This window comes from Streptomyces sp. SID14478, assembly GCF_010548525.1.
Lineage (GTDB): Bacteria > Actinomycetota > Actinomycetes > Streptomycetales > Streptomycetaceae > Streptomyces.
On record NZ_JAAGMG010000388.1, the window covers coordinates 1 to 18932 of the forward strand.

Below are 18932 nucleotides of genomic sequence, written 5' to 3' on the forward strand. Positions count from 1 at the left end.
GCCGGGACGTCGGCGCCGGTCGAGGCGAGGGCGCCGGTGCCGCCGGTGGTGGAGCCGGCGCCGGTGGACCCGGTGGTGCCCGAAGTGCCGCCGGACGTACCGCCGTTGGTGCCGGTGCCGCCCGCCGGGAGCGTGGCGTTCTCGTCGAGGGAGACGGCCGCGGTGACCGGGTCGAGCGCGGCGCCGGCCTCGTAGAACCCGCCGAACGCCTTGGCGCCGTCGGCGGTGAGGGTGGCCGCGACCCCGTCGAGCTCGACGACGTCGTTCTTCGCGGTCAGGTCGCCGGCGCCGACCTTGAGGGTGGCCACGGTCAGGTCGTCGTACGTCGAGACCTTGCCGGTCTCCTGGTTCTTGCTGGAGACGTCGGCGGCGAGCGTGCCGCCGGTGCCCTCCGCCGTCACGTGCAGATCGCTGAACTGCAGGTCGAGGGCGTACGTCCCGCCCTCCTCGTGCCCGAGGAAGCGGACCTTGCCGGCGAACTTCGCGTCGAGGGACTTGGCGTCGGCGTCATAGCTGCCGCTCGCGTCGCCGAACCGGTACCCGGAGCCGTTCTTCGCGGCGCCGCCGGACAGTTCGACCTTGCCGTGTGCGATGGGGCCCGTGATGTACGTACGGAAGGACTCCTTGACGCCCCAGTCCAGATTGCCGTCGGCGATCTCGCCGGAGGCGGCCTCCTGGGACGCGGAGGCGGTCGGCTTCGGGGTCGTCGACGCGGTGGCGGTGGGCTTGTCGGTCGGCGTCGGGGTCGGCTTCGGCGTGGCGGGCGGCGTCGTCGACGGGTCCGGGGACGGCGACGAGGTCGCGGCGGTCACCGTCAGGGTCGCCGGGTCGAGCGCGGTGCCCTCCTTGTACATGCCGTTGAACGCCTTGGCGCCGTCGGCGGTCAGCGTCGCGGGGATGTCCTTGAAGGTCATCGCGCCGCCCGCGCCCTGCCCCGGCCGCACGGCGGACAGGTCCAGCGTGGCGAACTCGATGTCGTCCTGGACGCTGCCGTTGAGGCTGACGTCGGCGTCGATGTGGCCGGTCGTGCCCGAGGTGACGACCTTCACGTCGCTGATCTTGATGTCGAACTTGTGCAGCGACGAGGAGAACCGGACACCGCCCTTGAAGGCGGTGTCCGTGCCGTGGGTGGTCATGTCGTACGTGCCGGTGCCGCCGGTGAACCGGAAGGCGCCGTTGTCGGCGGCCTGCGTGGCCCCCTCGCCCGCCTCGATCTTCCCGGCGGCCATGCCGGTGACGTACGAACGGAAGGACTCCTTGACGCCCCAGTCGAGGGTGCCGTTCTTCAGCTCGATCGCGGGCGCCTTGTCGGCCGCGGAGGCGGGCAGCGCGAGAGCGCCCGCCCCGAGGGCGACCGCGGTGGCGGCGGCGAGGGCGATGGGATGTCTGACGAGGGACATGTTTCTCTCCTAGCAATGACTGCCGATGAGCGCCGGTGACCGGCGATGAACTGAGGGGGTGGGGGGCTTTCAGCCGTCGGCCGGGGCCCGTTTGCGCATCCGTACGACGACGAGCGCGGCTGCGGCGACGAGCAGCACGACCCCGCCGGCGATCCCGGCGACCGCGCCCCCGGAGAGCCCGGAACCCGGCCCGTCCGCGACGGGTTCGGCGGCGACCGCGGCCTCGGGGGAGGCACTGGCGGAGGGCGAGTTGCCGAGGTCGGGCAGTGCGGGCAGCACCGCGTCCGCGTCGAGCGCGACCGCCACGGAGACCGGATCCATCGCGGCCCCGGCCCGGTACATGCCGCCGAACGCCTTCGCCCCGGCGGCGGTCAGCTCGGACGGCGCCTCGTCCACCCGCACCAGACCGTCCTTCGCGGCGAGGGACTTCGCGGTGAAGGTCACGAGCGGGGTGTCCTTCGTGGTCTTCTTGCCGCTGGTCACGTCCGCCCGCAGCGTGCCCTTGCCGTCGGCGACGGTGACGGACACGTGCGCCAGCGACAGGTCGAGGCCGTGCTTCCCCGTGAACCGCACCGATCCGGCGAACTCGCCGTCCAGGGCCTGCTTCTTCTTGTCGTACGTGCCCGCGCCCTCGGGGAACCGGAACAGCGCGCCGCCGTCCTGCGCCCCGGCGCCGAGTTTCCACTCGCCCTGGGCGATGTCCCCGGTGACGTACTCGCGGAAGGTGCGCCGCACGCCCCAGTCGACGGCGCCGTCCCGGAGCTTGCCGGCGGCGTCCTCCTTCTCCTTCTTCGCCTTCGGCTCGGCCGGCTTCGTGGGCGAGGGGGCCGCCTTCTTCGGCGCGACGTCCGCGGACAGGCTCACCGGGTCGAGGGCGGTTCCGGCCGTGTAGTACCCGGCGAAGGACTTCGCGCCCGCGGAAGTGAGCGTGGCAGGAAGGTTGTTCAGGGTGACTGTGTTCGTGGTGTTCTCGTCGCCCTTCATGTCGATCCCGCCGAGGGCGAGCGTGGCGAAGGGCACCTGGCGGGACGACGTGACCGCCCCCGTGCCCTTCGCCTTGCTCACGACATCGACGTACAACGTCCCGCCGCCGCCCGAAATGCGCACGGTGGGACGGCTGATGGTCATGTCGAGTTCGTGGGAGCCGTCGCTCTGCTTGTGCCCGACGAAGTGCACGCCGCCCGAGAACGAGGAGGCGAAGGCCCCCGTCGAGCCGTCGTACGAGCCGGTCGCCGAGTGGAAGCGGAACTGGCTCGCGCCGACGGTCGCCGCGCCGCCCGTCAGGGAGTAACTCCCCTTGGCGATGGGCCCGGTGATGTAGCTCTGGAACGACGACTTCACACCCCAGTCGAGGCGGCCGCCCTGCACGGTGCGGGCCTGGGCGTGCGCGCCGGCGACGGGCAGCAGCGCCCCGAGGAGCGCGGTGAACAGGGTTACGGCGAGGACGCGTATCCGTGCGCGTCGGGACATGAGGGTTCCTCCGGGTCTACCGCACCAGACGTCACCAGACCCTGGCGACTTAGGTAAGGCTAACCTAAACTATGATCGCCTTTGTCAACAGCCCCTCCGACCACGACAGGACGGTGTCCGCGTGCCGACGCCAGCCGCCGCTTCCCGCACCCCCCGACGGCGGGGCGCGCTGCTCTCCGTACTCGCCCTGGCCCTCGCCCTGTTCACCACCGCCTGCGGGGGCGACAGCGCCGCCACGTCCGCCGCGGGAGCCGGAGCGAAGGCGACCGGCACGGCGAACCGGCTCCAGCCGCTCGCCGAAGCCCCCCGGCCGGAGCTGCCCGTCACGGTGGACTCCGCCGACGGGCACCGGGTGACGGTGCGCAAGGCCGGGCGGATCCTGCCGCTGTCCGGCAGCCTCAGCGAGATCGTCTTCACCCTCGGCCTCGGCAAGGAGGTGGTCGCCCGCGACATCACCGCCACCTTCGACCAGGCGAAGAAGCTGCCGGTCGTCACCCGCAACCACGACGTCTCCGCGGAGAGCGTGCTCTCGCTCAAGCCCGACCTGGTCCTCGCCGAGACGACGACGGGCCCCGCCGAGGCGATGCAGCAGATCCGCGACGCCGGGATCCCGGTGGTCGTCCTCGACCCCGCGAAGAGGCTGGCCGACGTCGGCACCCGCATCCAGGCCGTGGCCAGGACGCTCGGAGTCCCGGCCGCGGGGCGGAAGTTGACGAAGCGCTCCGAGGACCGCATCGCCGCCGTGCAGAAGGACATCCCGCACGAGGACGCGGCGAAGAAGCCCCGCGTCGCCTTTCTCTATCTGCGCGGCTCGGCCTCCGTCTACCTCATCGGCGGTACGAGGTCGGGCGCCACCTCCCTCCTGGAGGCGGCGGGCGCGGTCGACGCGGGCGCCGCGTCCGGTCTGAAGACGGACTTCCGGGCCATCACCAGCGAGGCACTCGCCGAGGCCGCGCCCGACGCGATCCTCGTCATGACGAAGGGGCTCGACTCCGTCGGCGGCATCGACGGCCTGGTCAAGATCCCGGGCGTGGCCGAGACCCCGGCGGGCATCGACCGCCGCGTCGTCTCCGTCGAGGACGGCGTCCTGCTGAACTACGGCCCGCGCACCGACCAGGTCCTGCGCTCGCTCGTGGACCAGCTCTACGGCAAGGGGTCCACCGGCAAGGGCGGTGCGTGACATGACGGCCACCGCGACCCCGCCCACGACCCCCACCGCTCCCCCGGCGCCCGACCGCCGACGGCGCGGCACCGCCTGGCTGTTGACCTGCGCCCTGGTCGCGGCCCTCGTGCTCCTGGCCCTGCTCTCGGCGGGCATCGGCGCCTACGACATCCCGCCGGGCGACGTCCTGACCTCGGTCCAGCACCGCATCGGCCTCGGCGGCGCACCGCTCGACCGGGTCGGCGAATCGGTCCTGTGGAACGTCCGCCTGCCCCGCATCGTCCTCGCCCTCCTCGTCGGCGCCTCCCTGGGCTGCGCGGGCGCCCTGATGCAGGGCGTGTTCGGCAACCCCCTCGCCGAGCCCGGCGTCATCGGCATCTCCTCGGGCGCGGCGGTCGGCGCGGTCGCCTGCATCGCGCTCGGACTCGACTTCCTCGGCACGTGGACGATCACGCTCTGCGCGTTCGTGTCGGGCCTCGCGACGGTCCTGATCGTGTACGCCATGTCCCGCTCGGGCGGGCGCACGGAAGTCGTCACCCTGATCCTCACGGGCATCGCCGTGAACGCCTTCGCGGGCGCGCTGATCGGCCTGTTCCTCTCCTACGCCGACACGGCCGCGGTCAACCAGATCACGTTCTGGCAGCTCGGCTCCCTGGCGCAGGCGACCTGGCCCAAGGTGCTCGCGGTGCTGCCCTGCGCGGCGATCGGCCTGCTCGTCGCCCCCCTCCACTCCCGCAAACTGGACCTCCTCTCCCTGGGCGAACGCCCGGCCCGGCACCTGGGCGTGGACGTCGAGAAGCTGCGCGTCGTCCTCATCCTCGTCATCGCGCTCCTCACGGCAGCGGCGGTGGCGGTCTCCGGCGTGATCGGCTTCGTCGGCCTGGTGATCCCGCACCTGCTGCGCATGCTGGCCGGCCCCGGACACCGCTTCCTCGTCCCCGGCAGCGCGCTGGGCGGGGCGGTCGTCCTGGTCGCCGCCGACCTCGCGGCGCGCACGGTGGCCTCGCCCGCCGAGCTCCCCATCGGCGTCCTCACCGCCCTGACCGGCAGCCCGTTCTTCTTCTGGCTGCTGCGCCGCACCCGCCGCAAGCAAGGAGGCTGGGCATGACACCGTGGCCCACCGCGCTGTTGCGGGGCGCGCGTTCCCGCGCCCTGCCCGCCCGCCACGCCCCCGGTGACACGGTCGCCGAGGCCCGTGGCCTGCATCTGAGCCTGGGCGCCCGCGAGGTGCTGACCGGTGTCGACCTGACGGTCCGCGCGGGCGAGGTCCTGGCCCTGGTCGGCCCCAACGGAGCGGGAAAGTCGACCCTGTTGGCAGCCCTCGCGGCCGACCTGTCCCCGACGAGCGGGGAACTGCGGGTCGGCGACCGCCCCGCCACGGCCTGGACCCCGCCCGAACTCGCCCTGCGTCGCGCCCTGTTGCCGCAGTCGGCGACGCTCTCCTTCCCCTTCGTCGTGGAAGAGGTCGTCCGCATGGGCCGCGCCCCCTGGTCGGGCACCCCGCACGAGGACGAGGACGACGGCGCGGTCGCGGCGGCCCTGCGCGCGACGGAGACGGAGGCCTTCGCGCACCGCCCCTTCTCGGCGCTGTCCGGCGGCGAGCGGGCCCGGGTGGCGCTGGCCCGCGTACTGGCCCAGGCGACCCAGTTGCTCCTCCTCGACGAGCCGACGGCGGCCCTGGACCTGCGCCATCAGGAACTGGTCCTGCGCGTGTGCCGGGAACGCGCCGCGGCCGGCGACGCGGTGGTCGTCGTCCTGCACGACCTCGGCCTGGCCGCCGCGCACGCGGACCGCACCGCGATCCTCCAGGGCGGCCGCATCACGGCGGACGGCCCCCCGGCGGAGGTCTTCGACGCGGCCCTGCTCAGCGAGGTGTACCAGCACCCGGTCGAGGTGTTGCCGCACCCGGCGTCGGGCACACCCCTGGTGATCCCGGTCCGTCCCCGCTGATAGTGGCATCAACTGGTGTACGCCCGGCGGTCGTTGTGATCGACTGTGCGCATGGAAGCCGTCGCAGCGAGCGTCATCGCGGTCCTGGGGACCTTGTTCGGCGCCGCGCTCACCCATGCGTTCCAGCGCAGGACGGCGCTGCGCTCCGAGGAGTTCGCCCGGCAGGAGCGCCTGCGCCAGGAACGCCTCGACGCCTACTCCACCCTCGGCGGCGCCCTCATGAACTACCGCCGCGCCGTCCTGGACCGCTGGTACGCGGCGCACCGGGAGCGCCCCGAGGACGAGCAGACGGCACTGGCGCAGGAGTCCCGCCTGCAGCGCACGACGGCGCAGGAGGCACTGTTCCGGGCCGAACTGCTCACCGACGACCCGGCGTTGACCGCGGCGGGTCAGCACGTGCTGGTGCAGATCTCGGAGATCCGGCACGCGCCGTCGCACGACGAGGTCAAGCAGCGGCGCAACGACACGCACACCCTGATCCACGAGCTGATCACGTCGTCCAAGAAACACGTCTCGGCGACGCCGCCCGCACCCGTCACCCCGGCGCGGCGCGTCAACACGCCCTAAGGGTGCGGCGAGTGCAGACGCAGGGCGTCCGAGGTGCGTGACGGAGGGTGTGCCTCGCCGTGCAGGGCTTCGGGCTCCAGGAAGGGGGACAGCGGTGTGCCCGTCCGCAGGGCGCGGATGAGGTCGCGCGCGAGGGTGATGCCCGCGGGTGAGTCGAGCGCCGTCGCGTCGGCGAGGGCACGGTGGGCCCGCCGCCAGGCCTTGGGCTTGTTGCCGTCCAAGTGGTGGATGAGGGCCTGGGCGTAGCTGCTGGTGCAGCGCACCCAGAGGTCGTCCCGGGCTGCCGGGTGGCTGAGGGCCTTACGGATGCTGGTGCGGGCCCGGACCGTGGAGAGGCGGGCCTGGTTGCAGGCGAGCACGGCCCAGCTGATCGCGGCCGGCGGCCCGTGCAGCGGCTGCTGCGGGGCGAACAGCACGGCGTCCTGCAGGTGTGTGATGGCCAGGTCGCGGTCGCCGCGGAATGCGGCGTGCAGCGCCAGGGCGTCGGAGATCTGTCCCAGGAGCCCCAGGTCGTCCTCGGCGAGCGCGGCCCGGGCGGCGTCCCCGAGAAGGAGGGGTGTTTCGGGGTGCCCCAGGCGCGCGGCGAGCCAGCCCGCGAGCCACCGCGCACGGGCGGGCACGGGGGCCTGCGCGCGTTCCGCTGCGCGCAGCAGTCGTTGCAGCAGGGTGAAGCCCTCGGTGAGGTGGCCGCAGATGCCCCACCAGAACCAGAGGTCGACCATGAGGGCGAGCGCGTCGACGAGGCGCTCCGGTTGGGCCGTGCCGCGCACGAGGGCGGCCCTGATGTCCCCCGTACTGCCGCCGAGTTGGTTCAGCGCCAGCGTCTGGTGGCCGCGGTGCCACAGGTCGCAGGCGGCGTCGGCCGTCGTGCACTGCCAAGTGAAGTGCCGGTCGACGGCGGTCTGCCACTCCTCGGTCGCGCGCAGGACGGTACGGCCCACGCTCCGCGCCGCGGACGGCATCCGGTAGCGGACCGGGACGACCCCTCCCGGATCCTCGACGGTCTCCAGGACCGCGGCGGTGGCGAGGCGGGACAGCGCCGCGGGGACCAGGTCCGCGGACAGGCCGTGGCCCTGGCACACGAACGTGGCGCCGCTTTCGTCGAACTCGCCGCTGAACACGCTCACTCGGGCCCAGGCGATGCGCTCGCGCCGGCCCATCAACTGGTAGGTGGCCCCGACGGCGGCGCTCATGGAGCGGTGCCGGGCCGGTCCGGCGCGGTGCGGGTCGCTCAGCCATCCGATGCCGTGGGCGAGCAGGGCGTTCAGCTCCTCGAGAGAGCGCCGCCGTGCTTGATGCGCGGCGAGTTCGAGGGCGAGCGGATTGCCTCCGGTGCGCCGGCACACCTCGGCGACCCCGGCCGTGTCCACCGCCCGGCTCCCGGACGTCCGTGCGCGGAGCGTGCGGCTGAACAGTTCGGCGGCCGGGCCCGGGGCCGTACCGTCCGGCGACCGCACCGGAAGGCACCCCAACCGCACGACGCGCTCATCGCCCAGCCCCAGCGCCTGACGAGACGTCACCAACACGTGCAACCAGGGCAGTTCATCGACCACCTGCTGCACCACCTCGATGCAGTCCTCCCGCACCGGATCGACATCGTCCAGCAACAGCAGTACCCGGCGGCCCGCATGTGCTCCGTCGGCGTGCGCTGCGGTGTGTGCCGTCAGCGCTGCCCGCACCACGCCTCGTACCCCGCCCCCGCCGGGATCCGGCCCGTCCCACCAGCGGACCAGGACGGTCTCGCCGTCGAACTGCCTGGCGGCCCGAGCGGCCAGCGCGCTCTTGCCCGTACCGGCCGGCCCCACGACGGTCACCGGCGCCCGTGAACCCAACAGCGTTTTCAGGCTGCGTAGTTCCTGCGCACGCCCCAGGAACAGCCGATCCTTCACGTCCTCCTCGGCCGTCCGCGGCGCGGGCGACTCACCCGCCGCTCTTCCCGCCTGTCCGGACTGCCTCATATCGCTCCGCCACCCGTGCCGCCGCTCGTCTTCAGGCTCGGCCATCATCGAGTGCAGCAACGTTCCTGCAAGCCGAGTACGTCGACTTGCTAACAGCAGGGGCTGTCCTGTGGTAACGGGCAGAAGCCACGCAAGGGGCCGACCGCACCCGCCCGTGAGACACCGGGCAACGGGAGGTGAAGGCGCCCCCGGTCGACTTAGACCTGACGGGTGGGGTGTCCGCGCGCCCCGTATCTGCCCGGACACCCCCGGCGTTGTACGAGCATGACCTCAACTCGACGAGCCCTTACCGCTGTCCTGCTCGCAGTGGGAGCCACCGCGATCGCCGTACCGACGGCTGGGGCCGCTCCCATTCCGCTGTCCGGTGAAGCGAGCGATGCCATCTCCCCGACCGCGACCCTCGACTCCGTGTCGACGATGGCGATCCCCGCCGATCACCGCGGCGAGCTGCCCACCACCGCCGGGCAGCTCTCCGGCCTCAACCGACTGAACGAACTGCACCAGCTCACCGACCTGGTGGCGCCGGTCACCAACGTGATTCCGTCGGTTCAGTAGGTCAGGACAACGACGAGGGCGGCGGATCGTGATCGATCCGCCGCCCTCGTCATGTCCGCGCACTCCCGCGTGAACACCCGCGTTCCGGGTGCCCACGCGGGCGACGTCACGCGACAGAGGGGCAGTTGCGCCTCGGCAACTGCCCCTGCGGAACTCAGTGGTTGGCGACGCCGTTGCCCGAGAGCACCGGGATGTCGTCCAGGACGTGCGACAGCGGCTCGTCGCCCTTGGCCTGGGTCGAGTTCTCCGTGCACTGCTGGTTCTGCGGGGCCGACAGGACCGGGATGTCCTGGACCGCGACCGGCACGACACCGACGAGCGAGCCGGCGTTGACCTTGGCCGGCAGGCCGACGCACGGCTTGTTCAGCGAGCCCTGGACCAGGCCGAGCTGCGGGCTCATGTCGCCGTGGGTCGCGGAGTTGCCGTACGCCTGCTGCGCCCCGTTGCCGCTGTTGGACGTCGTGCCACCGTCATCGCCGATGGCCAGAGCCTGGGGAGCGGCCACCGCCGACAGGCCGGCAACGGAGACAGCGATCGTCGCGGAGGCCCACAGCTTCTTCTTCATGCGATTTCCCTTCACTGAGCGAACTCCGGTTGCGGAGTTACGTTTGATCAACTGTCCGGAATCCGAAGAGTTGCGAAGCTGAGCCCATTCGGCCCAGTGGTGTGCGCGTCACTTGCAGGCCAGTTTGTCGCCGTGCACGACGGTCTGGACCTTCAGCTGGGGCGGGTCCAGCGGCTCGGTGCGGGATCCGGCCGGCGTCATGGGCCGGTCCGCACGCATCTTGGCGAAGAGGTCCGCGGAACGCTTCTCGTCCCACCGCAGAGTGGAGCCGACGTTCTCGATCACCGGATTGAAGCCGTCGATGGGGACCGTGCCGAACTCCGTCTTGGACAGCGGGATGTTGCGGAGGTCCCGACCCAGCGCGACCAGATCCTTCACGGAGAATCCCTGGTCGACGGTTGCCGAGCCGAGCATGGTCCTTGCCAGGCTCGCGGCCTTGCGCGGGTCGGCGAGCGCTGCTCCCGTACCGGCGCCTCGCAGCGCGTTGACCAAGAACTTCTGCTGCCTTTGCACGCGCCCGAGATCCGCGCTCGCGTCCAGATGCCGCGAGCGCACGTACTGCAGGGAAGTGCCGCCGCTGAGGTGGTGCCGCCCCGGACCGAGACGGAGTTTCGTGGCCGAGTCGGTCAGGCGGCGGGGGGTGCACACGGAGACCCCGTCGACCGCGTTGACGCTGTCGATGAACCGACGGAAGTCGATCTGCAGGTAGTGGTCGATGCGTACGCCGGTCATCGACTCGACGGTCTGGACGGCGAGCGCCGGGCCGCCCTCCGCGTACGCCGCGTTGATCTTCGCCGGATGCTTGTCCCGCCATGTGCCGTCGGGAGCGCTGTGCTCGGGGATCTCCGCGTAGGAGTCCCGCGGCAGGCTCAGCACGCTGAGCCGGTCGTGCTTCTGCGACAGGTGGACCAGCATCATCGCGTCGCTGCAGCCGCAGGCGACCCCGCCGGCGTGGAACTTCTCCTTCTCCGCGCGGGTGATGGTGTCGCGGCCGTCCGTTCCCATCAGCAGGATGTTGGTGCCTCCCCCGTCCTCGGGGCGCGTGTGCAGACCACTGAAGACGTCCACGTGCCCGGGAAGTGCACCGGCTACTTGTCCGGCCGCGGCACCTGAAAATGCCAGGAGACCCAGCGCGGTGGCTCCGAGTGCGATCCCACTACGACTGCCTCGAAGGAAGCTGTTCCTCATCGTGACACTCCGCTGCGAAGGGGTTGATGAAAGGAGACGATAGACACATTTCCTTTTTTCCTTCACGCAGCTCGCGCCATCTCAGATGAATGTAACCCTTTCGCCTCACGGCACGATTGGCGGCAACCGTCTCAGCGGTATGGGAGAAGCAACCAACCGCCGGACAACAAGAGGCAATGACATGGGAGTTCCTCAAGAGCGTTGGCGTCGGCAGGCGTTGATCCCGACCACCAGGACGTCCCCCGACGGTCCGCACCCAGAACCGATCTACTCATCCCTCATGGCCGAATGGCGAGCGAGCGGGAGGACGCTTCCGGACCGGTTCGACACGGAGTGGCACGAGACCGTTTCGCGCGACTGCTGGCCACCCCTGCCGGAATAAAAAAAGAGTTGGGCCGCCAAAAAACTGGCGGCCCAACTCTCCTGCGTGCCGGATCAGTGGTTGCCGGCACCGTTCGCGGACAGCACCGGGATGTCGTCCAGGACGTGCGACAGCGGCTCGTCGCCCTTCGCCTGGGTCGAGTTCTCCGTGCACTGCTGGGTCTGCGGGGCCGACAGGACGGGGATGTCCTGGACCGACACCGGCACGACGCCGACGAGCGAACCGAGGTTGGCCTTGGCCGGCAGACCGACACAGGGCTTGTTCAGCGAGCCCTGGATGAGCGCCATCTGCGGGCTCATGTTGCCGAACGTCGCGGAGTTGCCGTACGCCTGCTCGGCGTTGTTGCCGCTCTCGGAGGTCGTGCCTCCGTCGTTGCCGACCGCCAGGGCCTGCGGAGCGGCCGCCGCCGAAATACCGACGAGCGACGCGGTGACAGCAGCAGCAGCCACAGCCTTCTTCATCATGAGAGGTTCCCCTTCATTCCTGATTTTCTGGAAGCACCCGGAACAACTCCGATCCCCCGGATCGGTTGCTCTGGTTCACCCGGACGGGGATCCCTCCCCCCTCTTCACCTGCATGGACCCGGTCTGCGCGACCTCGGCGAAGGCGAATAAATGACAATCCAGTAATTACGCCCGACGAGCGCCTGGGGCGGCCGCCCGCCCGCTCGGCAAACGGGTGAACCTGAAGAACTATTCCGCCCTCTCGAAGTTATTTCATTCGCAGTAACCGGTGTCTGTCAGAAAAGGAAACAGATAATGCTCAAGAAGGCTATGGCTGCAGCTGCAGTCGCCGTGTCCGTCGTCGGCGTCTCGGCCGCTGCCGCTCCGCAGGCGCTCGCGATCGGCGACGACGGCGGGACCACCTCGTCCAGCGGTAACGACGCGAAGCAGGCCTTTGGCAACTCCATGACCGAGGGCGACATGAGCCCCCAGCTCGGCCTGGTCCAGGGCTCCCTGAACAAGCCGTGCATCGGCCTGCCCGTCAAGGGCAACGCCGGCTCGCTCGTCGGCGTCGTGCCGGTGTCGGTCCAGGACATCCCCGTCCTGTCGGCCCCGCAGAACCAGCAGTGCACGGAGAACTCGACCCAGGCGAAGGGCGACGAGCCGCTGTCGCACATCCTGAGCGACATCCCGGTGCTCGCCGGCAACGGTGCGGCGAACGGCTGATCAGCCGCTCCACGGACAGCTCGGGCCGCCTGCCTCTTTCACTTGCCGGCGGCCCGAGTTTTTTGTTGCGCCCGCCGGATGGCGCAGTTCCTCATTCAGGCCTGGCTCGTTTGTATTCCAGAGGGCCTTTGCCGGAACGAAGTACCTCGTTCCGAACGAGTACCTCAGTCGCATTTACCAGAAAAAGGAGAAAATTATGTCCCTGAAGAAGAGCGCCACCGTTCTCGCCGGTGTGGTCATGGCCCTGGGCATGGCGGCCCCCGCGTTCGCGGACTCCGGCGCGGAGGGCGTGGCCGCGGGCTCCCCGGGCGTCCTGTCCGGCAACGTCGTGCAGGTCCCCGTCCACGTGCCGGTCAACTTCTGCGGCAACAGCATCGACGTCATCGCGCTGCTGAACCCCACGTTCGGCAACACCTGCGCCAACAACTGACGCAGGTACGCAGTTCGTCTCCCGGCCGACCCTGGGCACCTCTTCGGGATCCAGGGTCGGCTTTTGATTTCAAACAGGAAGGAGAATGCATTGAGGCAGGCCCTGAGGATCGGTGTCATGGCGGCTGCGGCAGCGACGGGCATTCTGTCCGTGCCCGGATCCAGCGCCTCCGCCGCGACCGGCGACCAGGAGCCGCCCGGCGGCTCGGCCGGCGTACTGTCGGGCAACTCGGTCAGTGTTCCGCTGTCAGCTCCCGTGAACCTCTGCGGAGACACCTTCGACGCGTCGGCTGTGGCAGACCCTGCCTCGGGCAACAGGTGTGGCAACGAGTCGGACACCGCCGCCACGACGTCGCGTACGTCCGGCGCGACGCATTCCGGGGGGTTCCTGTCGGGGAACTCGGTGCAGGCGCCCGTGGATGTCGGCCTGAACCTGTGCGGTGACACCGTCGGTGCCGTGGCCGCCGCCGATCCCGCACTCGGCAACTCGTGCGCAAGCGCGGGGAGCGCGACCGCGGTCGTCCCCCTGCCGAGGCCGTGGTGCCGCCGGTGGAAGAGAACTCCCCGCCGCCTCCGGCGAGCGGGAGCATTGCGCGGCCGCGTCATGCCGACGTGGTCGCGCCGGTCGCGCACCAGGACGCACTGCCCGAACGCGCAACGCTTACGGGCTCCCGGGCGCCCGTGGCACGTACACGACTCGCCGACACGGGCGCCGACCAGAATCTTCTGGCGGCTGCGGCTGCCAGCGCCGGGCTGCTCGTCGGTGGCGGAATCCTGTACCGAAGGGCGAGTGCCGCGGGGCGCTGAGCGTCAGGTCGGGAAGAACCACGCGAAGGCTCTTCCCGACCTATTGAGGATGCCGCTGAAAGGGCTGCCTCCCCAACGGCGTGGAGCCGACGGCTGGGAGGAAGGCAGCGCGGCCATTCTCATGACGCGGTCCAGTGGACCACCGGCAGGCCGACCACGGGGAACCGGTTCACCCGTTCGCCCGCGATGTCACCCCAACGGGGCCCGGAACGTATGGGTGCTCGGACGTCGCCATCACGTCGTGGCACCCGCCTGAAGATGTGACGGCGACACAAGTCCGTGGCTGCCAGCCGCACTTCATCAGCCGTCAGCGGCGACCCTGACCGTCTCCGGAGCCCGCCGCCTGCCCGGGGGGACCACGGGGCTGCCCGGTCGGGGCCGGCGCGCGAGGTGTTGCTCGACCCCGTCGACCAGCGCCGGTGCGGTGTACGAGGCTCCATGGACGAACCGCATGGCCGGACCGAAGTCGGCCGCTGTCACCAGGCCCGCGAGGAAGAGGCCGGGGCAGGCGGAGGCGAAGCCCCGGCCCACGCGCGGCGGGCCGTCAGGGAGGGGAGCGAGCCGGTCCCTCACCCCGGGTGCCAGCACGGTCATGCGTGCGCGGCCGGCCCGGAAGCCGGTGGCGGCGATGACGTGGTCGGCCTCGAAGTCCTGCGTCCCCGTCGCCGGGCCGACCGTGCGCACGTGGATCCGGCCCGCCGACGGGCGCGCGTCCACGATGGTCTGCCCCAGCCGGATGTCGATGGCCGCGGCCGCCACCCGGTCCCTGATCCACCAGGCGCCGGCGGGGCCCAGCGCTGTCGCGGTGATGCCGGCCCGGGTGCGCTCGGGCAGCCTCCTGAACGCCCCCGGCCTCTCCGCGTAGAGCCAGTTGCGCCAGCCGCAACCGAGGCCGGTGTGCGGGGCTCGGGCCCGCTTCCACCAGGGGCGCTCCCAGGGCGGCGGGACGCTGTTCCAGGCCAGCTCGGGGGCTCGGGCCACGATGCGTACCCGTGTGCCCTGTTCGGCGAGGAGCGCCGCGGTCTCCAGTGCCGCCTGCCCGCCTCCCACCACCATGACGTCCGCTCCACTGAACCGGCCGAGGTCGCCGTGCCGGCTGCTGTGCGTCACGTGATCCTCCGTCAGGCCCCGCAGCGCTTGTGGGATGTGCATGTACGGCATCACCCCGGTGGCCAACGCCACCGTCCTGCCGCGCAGGACCTGGCCGTCCTCCGTCTCCAGCGAGAACCCGTCGGGTGCGACGTCGATCCGCCGGATCATCCGCTCGTCCAGGTGCGGGACCGCGTGGCGTGCGAACCACAGTCCGTACGACGCGAAGGTGTCGACGGGGATGGGGTGGCCATGACGCGCGGTCTCCCCGCGCAGCGCGCAGTACTGGTCGAGCCGGAACCGTGCACCGGGGGCGGAGAGGTTCGAGGCCCACGGCTCCGACTTGAGGAACATGCCGCGGGGCATCCGGCGCCACGAGTCCATCGGCCTCCCGAAGACCCGGGTGTCGAGGCCCCGGGCCGCGGCGTGTGCCGCAATGGACAGGCCGTAGGGGCCGGCCCCCACGATCAGCAGGTCATACATCGGCAGCTCGCTTCTCGATCGGCGGGGGCGGTCCGGGGGTCGGCAGGGGTTCGGGGTGCTGGGGAGGCGCGTCGCCGGCCGTCGGCCGGGCGCGGTGCAGGAGGCGGCGTGCCACGTGCCGGGACCACTCGGCGGCCATGCCCCGGGCGGGTGCCGGGTCGTCGGGGGCGTGCCAGGCGAATTCCGTGGTCGTGGGGGCGCGTTGCGCGGGGACGGCCGGTGTCAGCAGTGCCCGGAGGGCGGACAGCGGCGCGTAGTTCTCCACGACGAAGGTGCGCCCCGGCAGGGGGCGCGGGGCGGGGACGGCTTGGTACGTGAGGTCGAGGTACTGGGCGCGTACGACGTCCAGGCCGTTGCCGTCGGCGAACAGCCGGAACTGTGCTCCCGGCCGGGGGTTGAAGTCCAGCAGGCAGTACTTGCCCGATACCCCGTCGACTCTGAAGTCGATGTCGAAGATGCCCCGGTATCCCACGGCCTCGACGAGGCGCTCGACCATGGCCTGCAGTTCCGGGACCGGGGTCCAGCGCCCGACGGCGGTCAACCCCGCGCCGCGGGGGAAGGAGTGACGCTTGCTGCCGGCTCCGCCGCCGTGCAGCCGCCCGAACCGGTCGGCGTACCCGTGGAAGAACCAGTCGCTGTCCCGCCCCGCGGCCAGGTACTTCTGCAGCAGCAGCCCGCTGCCGGTGGCGCGGCCTCTGCGATAGAGGTCCCTGGCCTGTTCCGCGGAGGTGACGAGGCAGGTGCTGCGCAGCCCGGAGCCCTGCGGGAGGAGCCAGGGGCGGCTCCACTTCGCCACCACGGGAAGCCCCAGCTCCGCGACCGCGGCGCAGGCCTCGCGCTCGTCCTGCGGCAGCACCGTCGCCGGGTGCTCGATGCCGACGGACCTGCACAGCTCGGGCAGTCGTGCCTTGTCCGCGACGTGCTCGGCGAGGTGCGGGGGCTGGTCGGGCAGCAGGAACGTGTCCGTGAGCGTCCCGCGCAGACGGCTCACCGCAATGGCCCCGGCGTCGTCCATGGGGATGAGTACCGCCGGCCGGGCGATGCGTGCCGCGAGGCGACGAAGGGCGGTGTCCACCTCGGTCGGCGACGCCCCGTGCGGCGGTGGGTGGTGCATCCGGTGGACGTAGCGGGAGCGGGCCACCGGGCTCCTGTCCGCCTCGGCCACCACATGGACCTCGACGCCGCAGCGCCCCATCGACCGGGCCGCCCCCAGCGTTCCGTGGTGGAAGGGGTTGGGGTCGATCCGCAGCAGCACGACCGGGACACACGGGTCGAGCATGTGGTGATTCCTTTCCGGGAAGTAGGCCGTGAGGGTGACGAAGGGCCGCTTTCGGCAGCTCCACGATTGGCGCCGCGCACATTTATATGACTGGGTGTCAGAAACGGAGCGAATGCAGCGCAAGGAGCAGGCATGGTCGAAGAGCGGCGATGGACGAAGCACAGACGACTCCCGCTGATCGCGGCTGGCGTCCTGGTCTCACTGGTGGTCGCGTCGGGGTCGGTGTCCATCGCGCCGGCGGGCGCGAGCCCGCGCAGCGACCCGGCACCGCCCGGCCCGACGAGTCCCGTCCCGTGGTGGCCCGCACAAACGCCCGACCCGACCGCTGCGCCGACGGCGAGCGAGCAGCCCTCCGCGGCGCCGAGCACGGCCCCGAGTCCGGAGCCGACGGCCACGTCGCCGGCCGCGACGACGTCCCCGAGCCCGGACGCGACGGCCGGCAAGGACAAGTTCCCCGCGTTCGGCGCCTATCTGGACTTCGGCCCGCAGGGCGTGACCCGGATGACGAAGCTGTCAAAGTGGCTGGGCGGAGCGGAGCTGCGCGTCGGGCACACCTATCTCCCCGGTGACGCGTGGACCAACATCGAGGGCACCCCGTCGTTCCTCGACAGCTGGGCCAAGTGGCGCCGGGAGCGCGACGACAGGCTCTTCGTCCTCAACGTGCCCATGCTGGAGCGCAATGAGGACCGGGTACCGGACGCGGAGGTGCGCAGCCTGCTCCGGCAGGGCGCGGCGGGCGACTTCGACGCGCATTACCGGGCCCTGGCCGAGCGCCTGGTCGCTCTCGACGTGCCGGACACGATCGTGGTGCTCGGCTGGGAGATGAACGGCACCACCTACACGCACCGCTGCGGTCCCGATCCCGCGGCGTGGAAGAAGTACTGGTCCAGGATCGTCACGGTGATGCGTTCCGTGCCGGGTCAGAAGTTCCGCTTCGACTTCACGCCCAGCCGGGGCCGGGACGCCGTGCCGTGGACCGAGTGCTACCCGGGCGACGACGTCGTGGACATCGTCGGCATGGACTCGTACGACCAGCCGGAGGGCAAGTCCTTCGACGAGCAGGTCTCCGAGCCCTACGGGCTGCAGGAGCAGGTCGACTTCGCGGCGCAGCACGGCAAGCCGATCTCCTACCCGGAGTGGGGGCTGTTCCGCAACGGCGACAACTCCGAGTACATGAAGCGCATGCTCGCCTGGATGGACGAGCACAAGCCGCTCTACAACACCCTGACGGACTACTGCCCGCACGGTGTGTGGCAGTGCGACGAGAACCCGAAGGCCTCGGAGATCTACCGGGCGGCGCTGACCGGCCGCGACAAGCCGACCGAACCCACGAACCCGACCGAGCCTCCGCAGTGCTCCCCCGTGGACCTGGGCGACTGGGTCGAGCACTGGCTCGGCGGCAAGCTGTGCCTGCGCTTCGACTGGTGGGACCGCAAGTCCTGATCCGGAACGCCCGCGGCACGCGGTGGCGACCTCGGCCCTAGGTCCGGTCGCCACCGCGTTCCTTCCAGGCACCCTGGGCCTTCTTGGCCCAGGCCCGGGCGCGGAGGGTGGCGAGGAGCGCGGCCAGCTGAGGGGCGGAGCTGCGGCGCGCCAGCAGGAACCGCTGGTTGACCAGCGGTTCCGGCCGCCAGTGCAGCTTGTAGGGCTCGGTGCCCCGCAGGAGGCTGAGGACCTCGGCCCGGGACCCGTCCTGCAGATGCTGGGCGCACGAGCGCAGCAGCATCGTGGCGACATCGATCTTGCGGTCCCTCAGCTGGGGGTGGGCGCCGTAGAGGTAACCGCCCGCGAGACGGGGCGACACGAACGTCAGGTCCGCCGCCACGACGGCGCCGTCCAGGGTGAATTCCGTGACGACGGCGTCGCCGGTCTCGGCCATGAGGCTGACCGAGCGGCTCAGGTGCTCGGCGAAGCGCGGCTTGACGTGCTCGGTCGTCACCTTCCGTTCCTGCCACTGCAGTTGGTGGAGCTCCAGAAGGCGGCGTACCGAGGAGCCGATCTCCTGCGGGGACACCACATGGCGCTCGATCCCCGTGGCGTCCAGCTTGCGCATCTTGGCGCGGGCCCGCTGCGCCCTGGGCCGGGGCAGCCGCTGCACCAGCTCGTCCATCGGCAGCGCCGGCAGTTCCAGGCACTGCGAGTCGTCGAGTCGGCGGCGCGGCCCGGGCCATCGCGCGTACAGGGCCTCCATCGTGCTGCCCGGCCGCACCTCGCGGAAGTCGATCACGCATCCCCTGGCCAGCTTCCACAGTCCGGCGCCGAGGGAGTCGAGGACGAGATCCGCCGATCCGGCCGCCTCCTCGTCGACGAGGACGTCGCTGAAGTCGGAGATGTCCCCGCCGAGCGGCGTCAGCGTCGGGAGGGGCCGCTGCCGCAGCGCGAGGGGGGCGGCCGCCACGAGTCGGCCCTGCCGGCGCACGAGCACGACGCGCAGCCCGCGCGCCCGGCCGTAGGAGAGCCACCACGAGTAGAGCCAGGC

At 71.3% G+C, this 18932-nt stretch carries 17 protein-coding genes; 8 read left to right on the forward strand and 9 right to left on the reverse strand.

From position 1 onward, the window contains the following. Together G3I40_RS12780 and G3I40_RS12785 are read right to left on the reverse strand one after the other, a co-directional pair. On the reverse strand, nucleotides 1-1400 hold a 1400-nt coding region (locus G3I40_RS12780), incomplete at its 3' end, for an HtaA domain-containing protein (protein WP_164302278.1). A gap of 69 nt (nucleotides 1401-1469) precedes the next feature. Beyond that, entirely contained in the window at nucleotides 1470-2870 is a 1401-nt protein-coding gene (locus G3I40_RS12785; protein WP_164302279.1) for an HtaA domain-containing protein, read from the reverse strand. Nucleotides 2871-2991: 121 nt separating this feature from the next. On the opposite strand from G3I40_RS12785, the gene G3I40_RS12790 reads away from it, so the two are divergent. From G3I40_RS12790 to G3I40_RS12805, 4 genes are read left to right on the forward strand one after another with little or no spacing between them, the layout of a single operon-like run. Beyond that, nucleotides 2992-4050, forward strand: coding sequence for an ABC transporter substrate-binding protein (locus G3I40_RS12790; RefSeq protein WP_343244910.1), 1059 nt, complete (start codon nucleotides 2992-2994; stop codon nucleotides 4048-4050). Nucleotide 4051: 1 nt separating this feature from the next. Further along, nucleotides 4052-5140: an iron ABC transporter permease gene (locus G3I40_RS12795; protein WP_164302281.1), complete on the forward strand. Its 1089-nt coding sequence runs from the start codon at nucleotides 4052-4054 to the stop codon at nucleotides 5138-5140. Beyond that, nucleotides 5137-5982 (forward strand): heme ABC transporter ATP-binding protein, encoded by an 846-nt coding sequence (locus G3I40_RS12800; protein ID WP_164302282.1) that lies wholly within the window; start codon nucleotides 5137-5139, stop codon nucleotides 5980-5982. Before G3I40_RS12795 ends, G3I40_RS12800 begins: the two co-directional genes overlap by 4 nt. 51 nt (nucleotides 5983-6033) lie before the next feature. Further along, nucleotides 6034-6549, forward strand: coding sequence for a hypothetical protein (locus G3I40_RS12805; RefSeq protein ID WP_164302283.1), 516 nt, complete (start codon nucleotides 6034-6036; stop codon nucleotides 6547-6549). On the opposite strand, the gene G3I40_RS12810 is transcribed toward G3I40_RS12805, so the two are convergent. Further along, complete coding sequence (locus G3I40_RS12810; protein ID WP_164302284.1) at nucleotides 6546-8438, reverse strand: hypothetical protein; 1893 nt, start codon at nucleotides 8436-8438, stop codon at nucleotides 6546-6548. The two genes, G3I40_RS12805 and G3I40_RS12810, sit on opposite strands and share 4 nt — an antisense overlap. 375 nt (nucleotides 8439-8813) lie before the next feature. On the opposite strand from G3I40_RS12810, the gene G3I40_RS12815 reads away from it, so the two are divergent. Beyond that, nucleotides 8814-9062, forward strand: coding sequence for a hypothetical protein (locus G3I40_RS12815; RefSeq protein ID WP_343244911.1), 249 nt, complete (start codon nucleotides 8814-8816; stop codon nucleotides 9060-9062). 154 nt (nucleotides 9063-9216) lie between these two features. Here the strand turns inward: G3I40_RS12815 and G3I40_RS12820 are convergent, their stop codons facing one another. The 3 genes from G3I40_RS12820 to G3I40_RS12830 form a co-directional block, all read right to left on the reverse strand. After that, nucleotides 9217-9627: a rodlin gene (locus G3I40_RS12820; protein ID WP_164302286.1), complete on the reverse strand. Its 411-nt coding sequence runs from the start codon at nucleotides 9625-9627 to the stop codon at nucleotides 9217-9219. A gap of 108 nt (nucleotides 9628-9735) precedes the next feature. After that, nucleotides 9736-10695 carry an LCP family protein gene (locus tag G3I40_RS12825; protein ID WP_343244912.1) on the reverse strand — a complete coding sequence of 320 codons (960 nt, stop codon included), beginning with the start codon at nucleotides 10693-10695 and terminating at the stop codon, nucleotides 9736-9738. Between the two features lie 555 nt (nucleotides 10696-11250). Then, nucleotides 11251-11661, reverse strand: a complete 411-nt coding sequence (locus G3I40_RS12830) for a rodlin (protein ID WP_164302288.1) — start codon at nucleotides 11659-11661, stop codon at nucleotides 11251-11253. A gap of 294 nt (nucleotides 11662-11955) precedes the next feature. Between G3I40_RS12830 and G3I40_RS12835 the strand changes: the two genes are divergently transcribed. Both G3I40_RS12835 and G3I40_RS12840 read left to right on the forward strand, forming a co-directional pair. After that, nucleotides 11956-12366 carry a rodlin gene (locus G3I40_RS12835; protein ID WP_164302289.1) on the forward strand — a complete coding sequence of 137 codons (411 nt, stop codon included), beginning with the start codon at nucleotides 11956-11958 and terminating at the stop codon, nucleotides 12364-12366. 196 nt (nucleotides 12367-12562) lie between these two features. Beyond that, entirely contained in the window at nucleotides 12563-12796 is a 234-nt protein-coding gene (locus G3I40_RS12840) for a chaplin (RefSeq protein WP_203643955.1), read from the forward strand. Nucleotides 12797-13902: 1106 nt separating this feature from the next. On the opposite strand, the gene G3I40_RS12850 is transcribed toward G3I40_RS12840, so the two are convergent. Then, nucleotides 13903-15174, reverse strand: coding sequence for an NAD(P)-binding domain-containing protein (locus tag G3I40_RS12850; protein WP_164302291.1), 1272 nt, complete (start codon nucleotides 15172-15174; stop codon nucleotides 13903-13905). After that, complete coding sequence (locus G3I40_RS12855) at nucleotides 15167-16453, reverse strand: ATP-grasp domain-containing protein (RefSeq protein WP_203643957.1); 1287 nt, start codon at nucleotides 16451-16453, stop codon at nucleotides 15167-15169. The genes G3I40_RS12850 and G3I40_RS12855 overlap by 8 nt, the downstream gene beginning before the upstream one ends. 132 nt (nucleotides 16454-16585) lie before the next feature. Between G3I40_RS12855 and G3I40_RS12860 the strand changes: the two genes are divergently transcribed. Further along, nucleotides 16586-17896 carry a glycosyl hydrolase gene (locus G3I40_RS12860; RefSeq protein ID WP_164302292.1) on the forward strand — a complete coding sequence of 437 codons (1311 nt, stop codon included), beginning with the start codon at nucleotides 16586-16588 and terminating at the stop codon, nucleotides 17894-17896. Between the two features lie 37 nt (nucleotides 17897-17933). Here G3I40_RS12860 and G3I40_RS12865 read toward each other — a convergent pair. After that, a partial coding sequence (locus tag G3I40_RS12865) for a GNAT family N-acetyltransferase (protein WP_164302293.1) occupies nucleotides 17934-18932 on the reverse strand: 999 nt, incomplete at its 5' end.

Coding starts and splice junctions, on each gene's coding strand:
- G3I40_RS12820 (WP_164302286.1), bottom strand. CDS start 9,627: ATGAAGAAGAAGCTGTGGGCCTCCGCGACGATCGCTGTCTCCGTTGCC.
- G3I40_RS12785 (WP_164302279.1), bottom strand. CDS start 2,870: ATGTCCCGACGCGCACGGATACGCGTCCTCGCCGTAACCCTGTTCACC.
- G3I40_RS12850 (WP_164302291.1), bottom strand. CDS start 15,174: ATGTATGACCTGCTGATCGTGGGGGCCGGCCCCTACGGCCTGTCCATT.
- G3I40_RS12805 (WP_164302283.1), top strand. CDS start 6,034: ATGGAAGCCGTCGCAGCGAGCGTCATCGCGGTCCTGGGGACCTTGTTC.
- G3I40_RS12855 (WP_203643957.1), bottom strand. CDS start 16,453: ATGCTCGACCCGTGTGTCCCGGTCGTGCTGCTGCGGATCGACCCCAAC.
- G3I40_RS12800 (WP_164302282.1), top strand. CDS start 5,137: ATGACACCGTGGCCCACCGCGCTGTTGCGGGGCGCGCGTTCCCGCGCC.
- G3I40_RS12830 (WP_164302288.1), bottom strand. CDS start 11,661: ATGATGAAGAAGGCTGTGGCTGCTGCTGCTGTCACCGCGTCGCTCGTC.
- G3I40_RS12860 (WP_164302292.1), top strand. CDS start 16,586: ATGGTCGAAGAGCGGCGATGGACGAAGCACAGACGACTCCCGCTGATC.
- G3I40_RS12835 (WP_164302289.1), top strand. CDS start 11,956: ATGCTCAAGAAGGCTATGGCTGCAGCTGCAGTCGCCGTGTCCGTCGTC.
- G3I40_RS12795 (WP_164302281.1), top strand. CDS start 4,052: ATGACGGCCACCGCGACCCCGCCCACGACCCCCACCGCTCCCCCGGCG.
- G3I40_RS12840 (WP_203643955.1), top strand. CDS start 12,563: ATGTCCCTGAAGAAGAGCGCCACCGTTCTCGCCGGTGTGGTCATGGCC.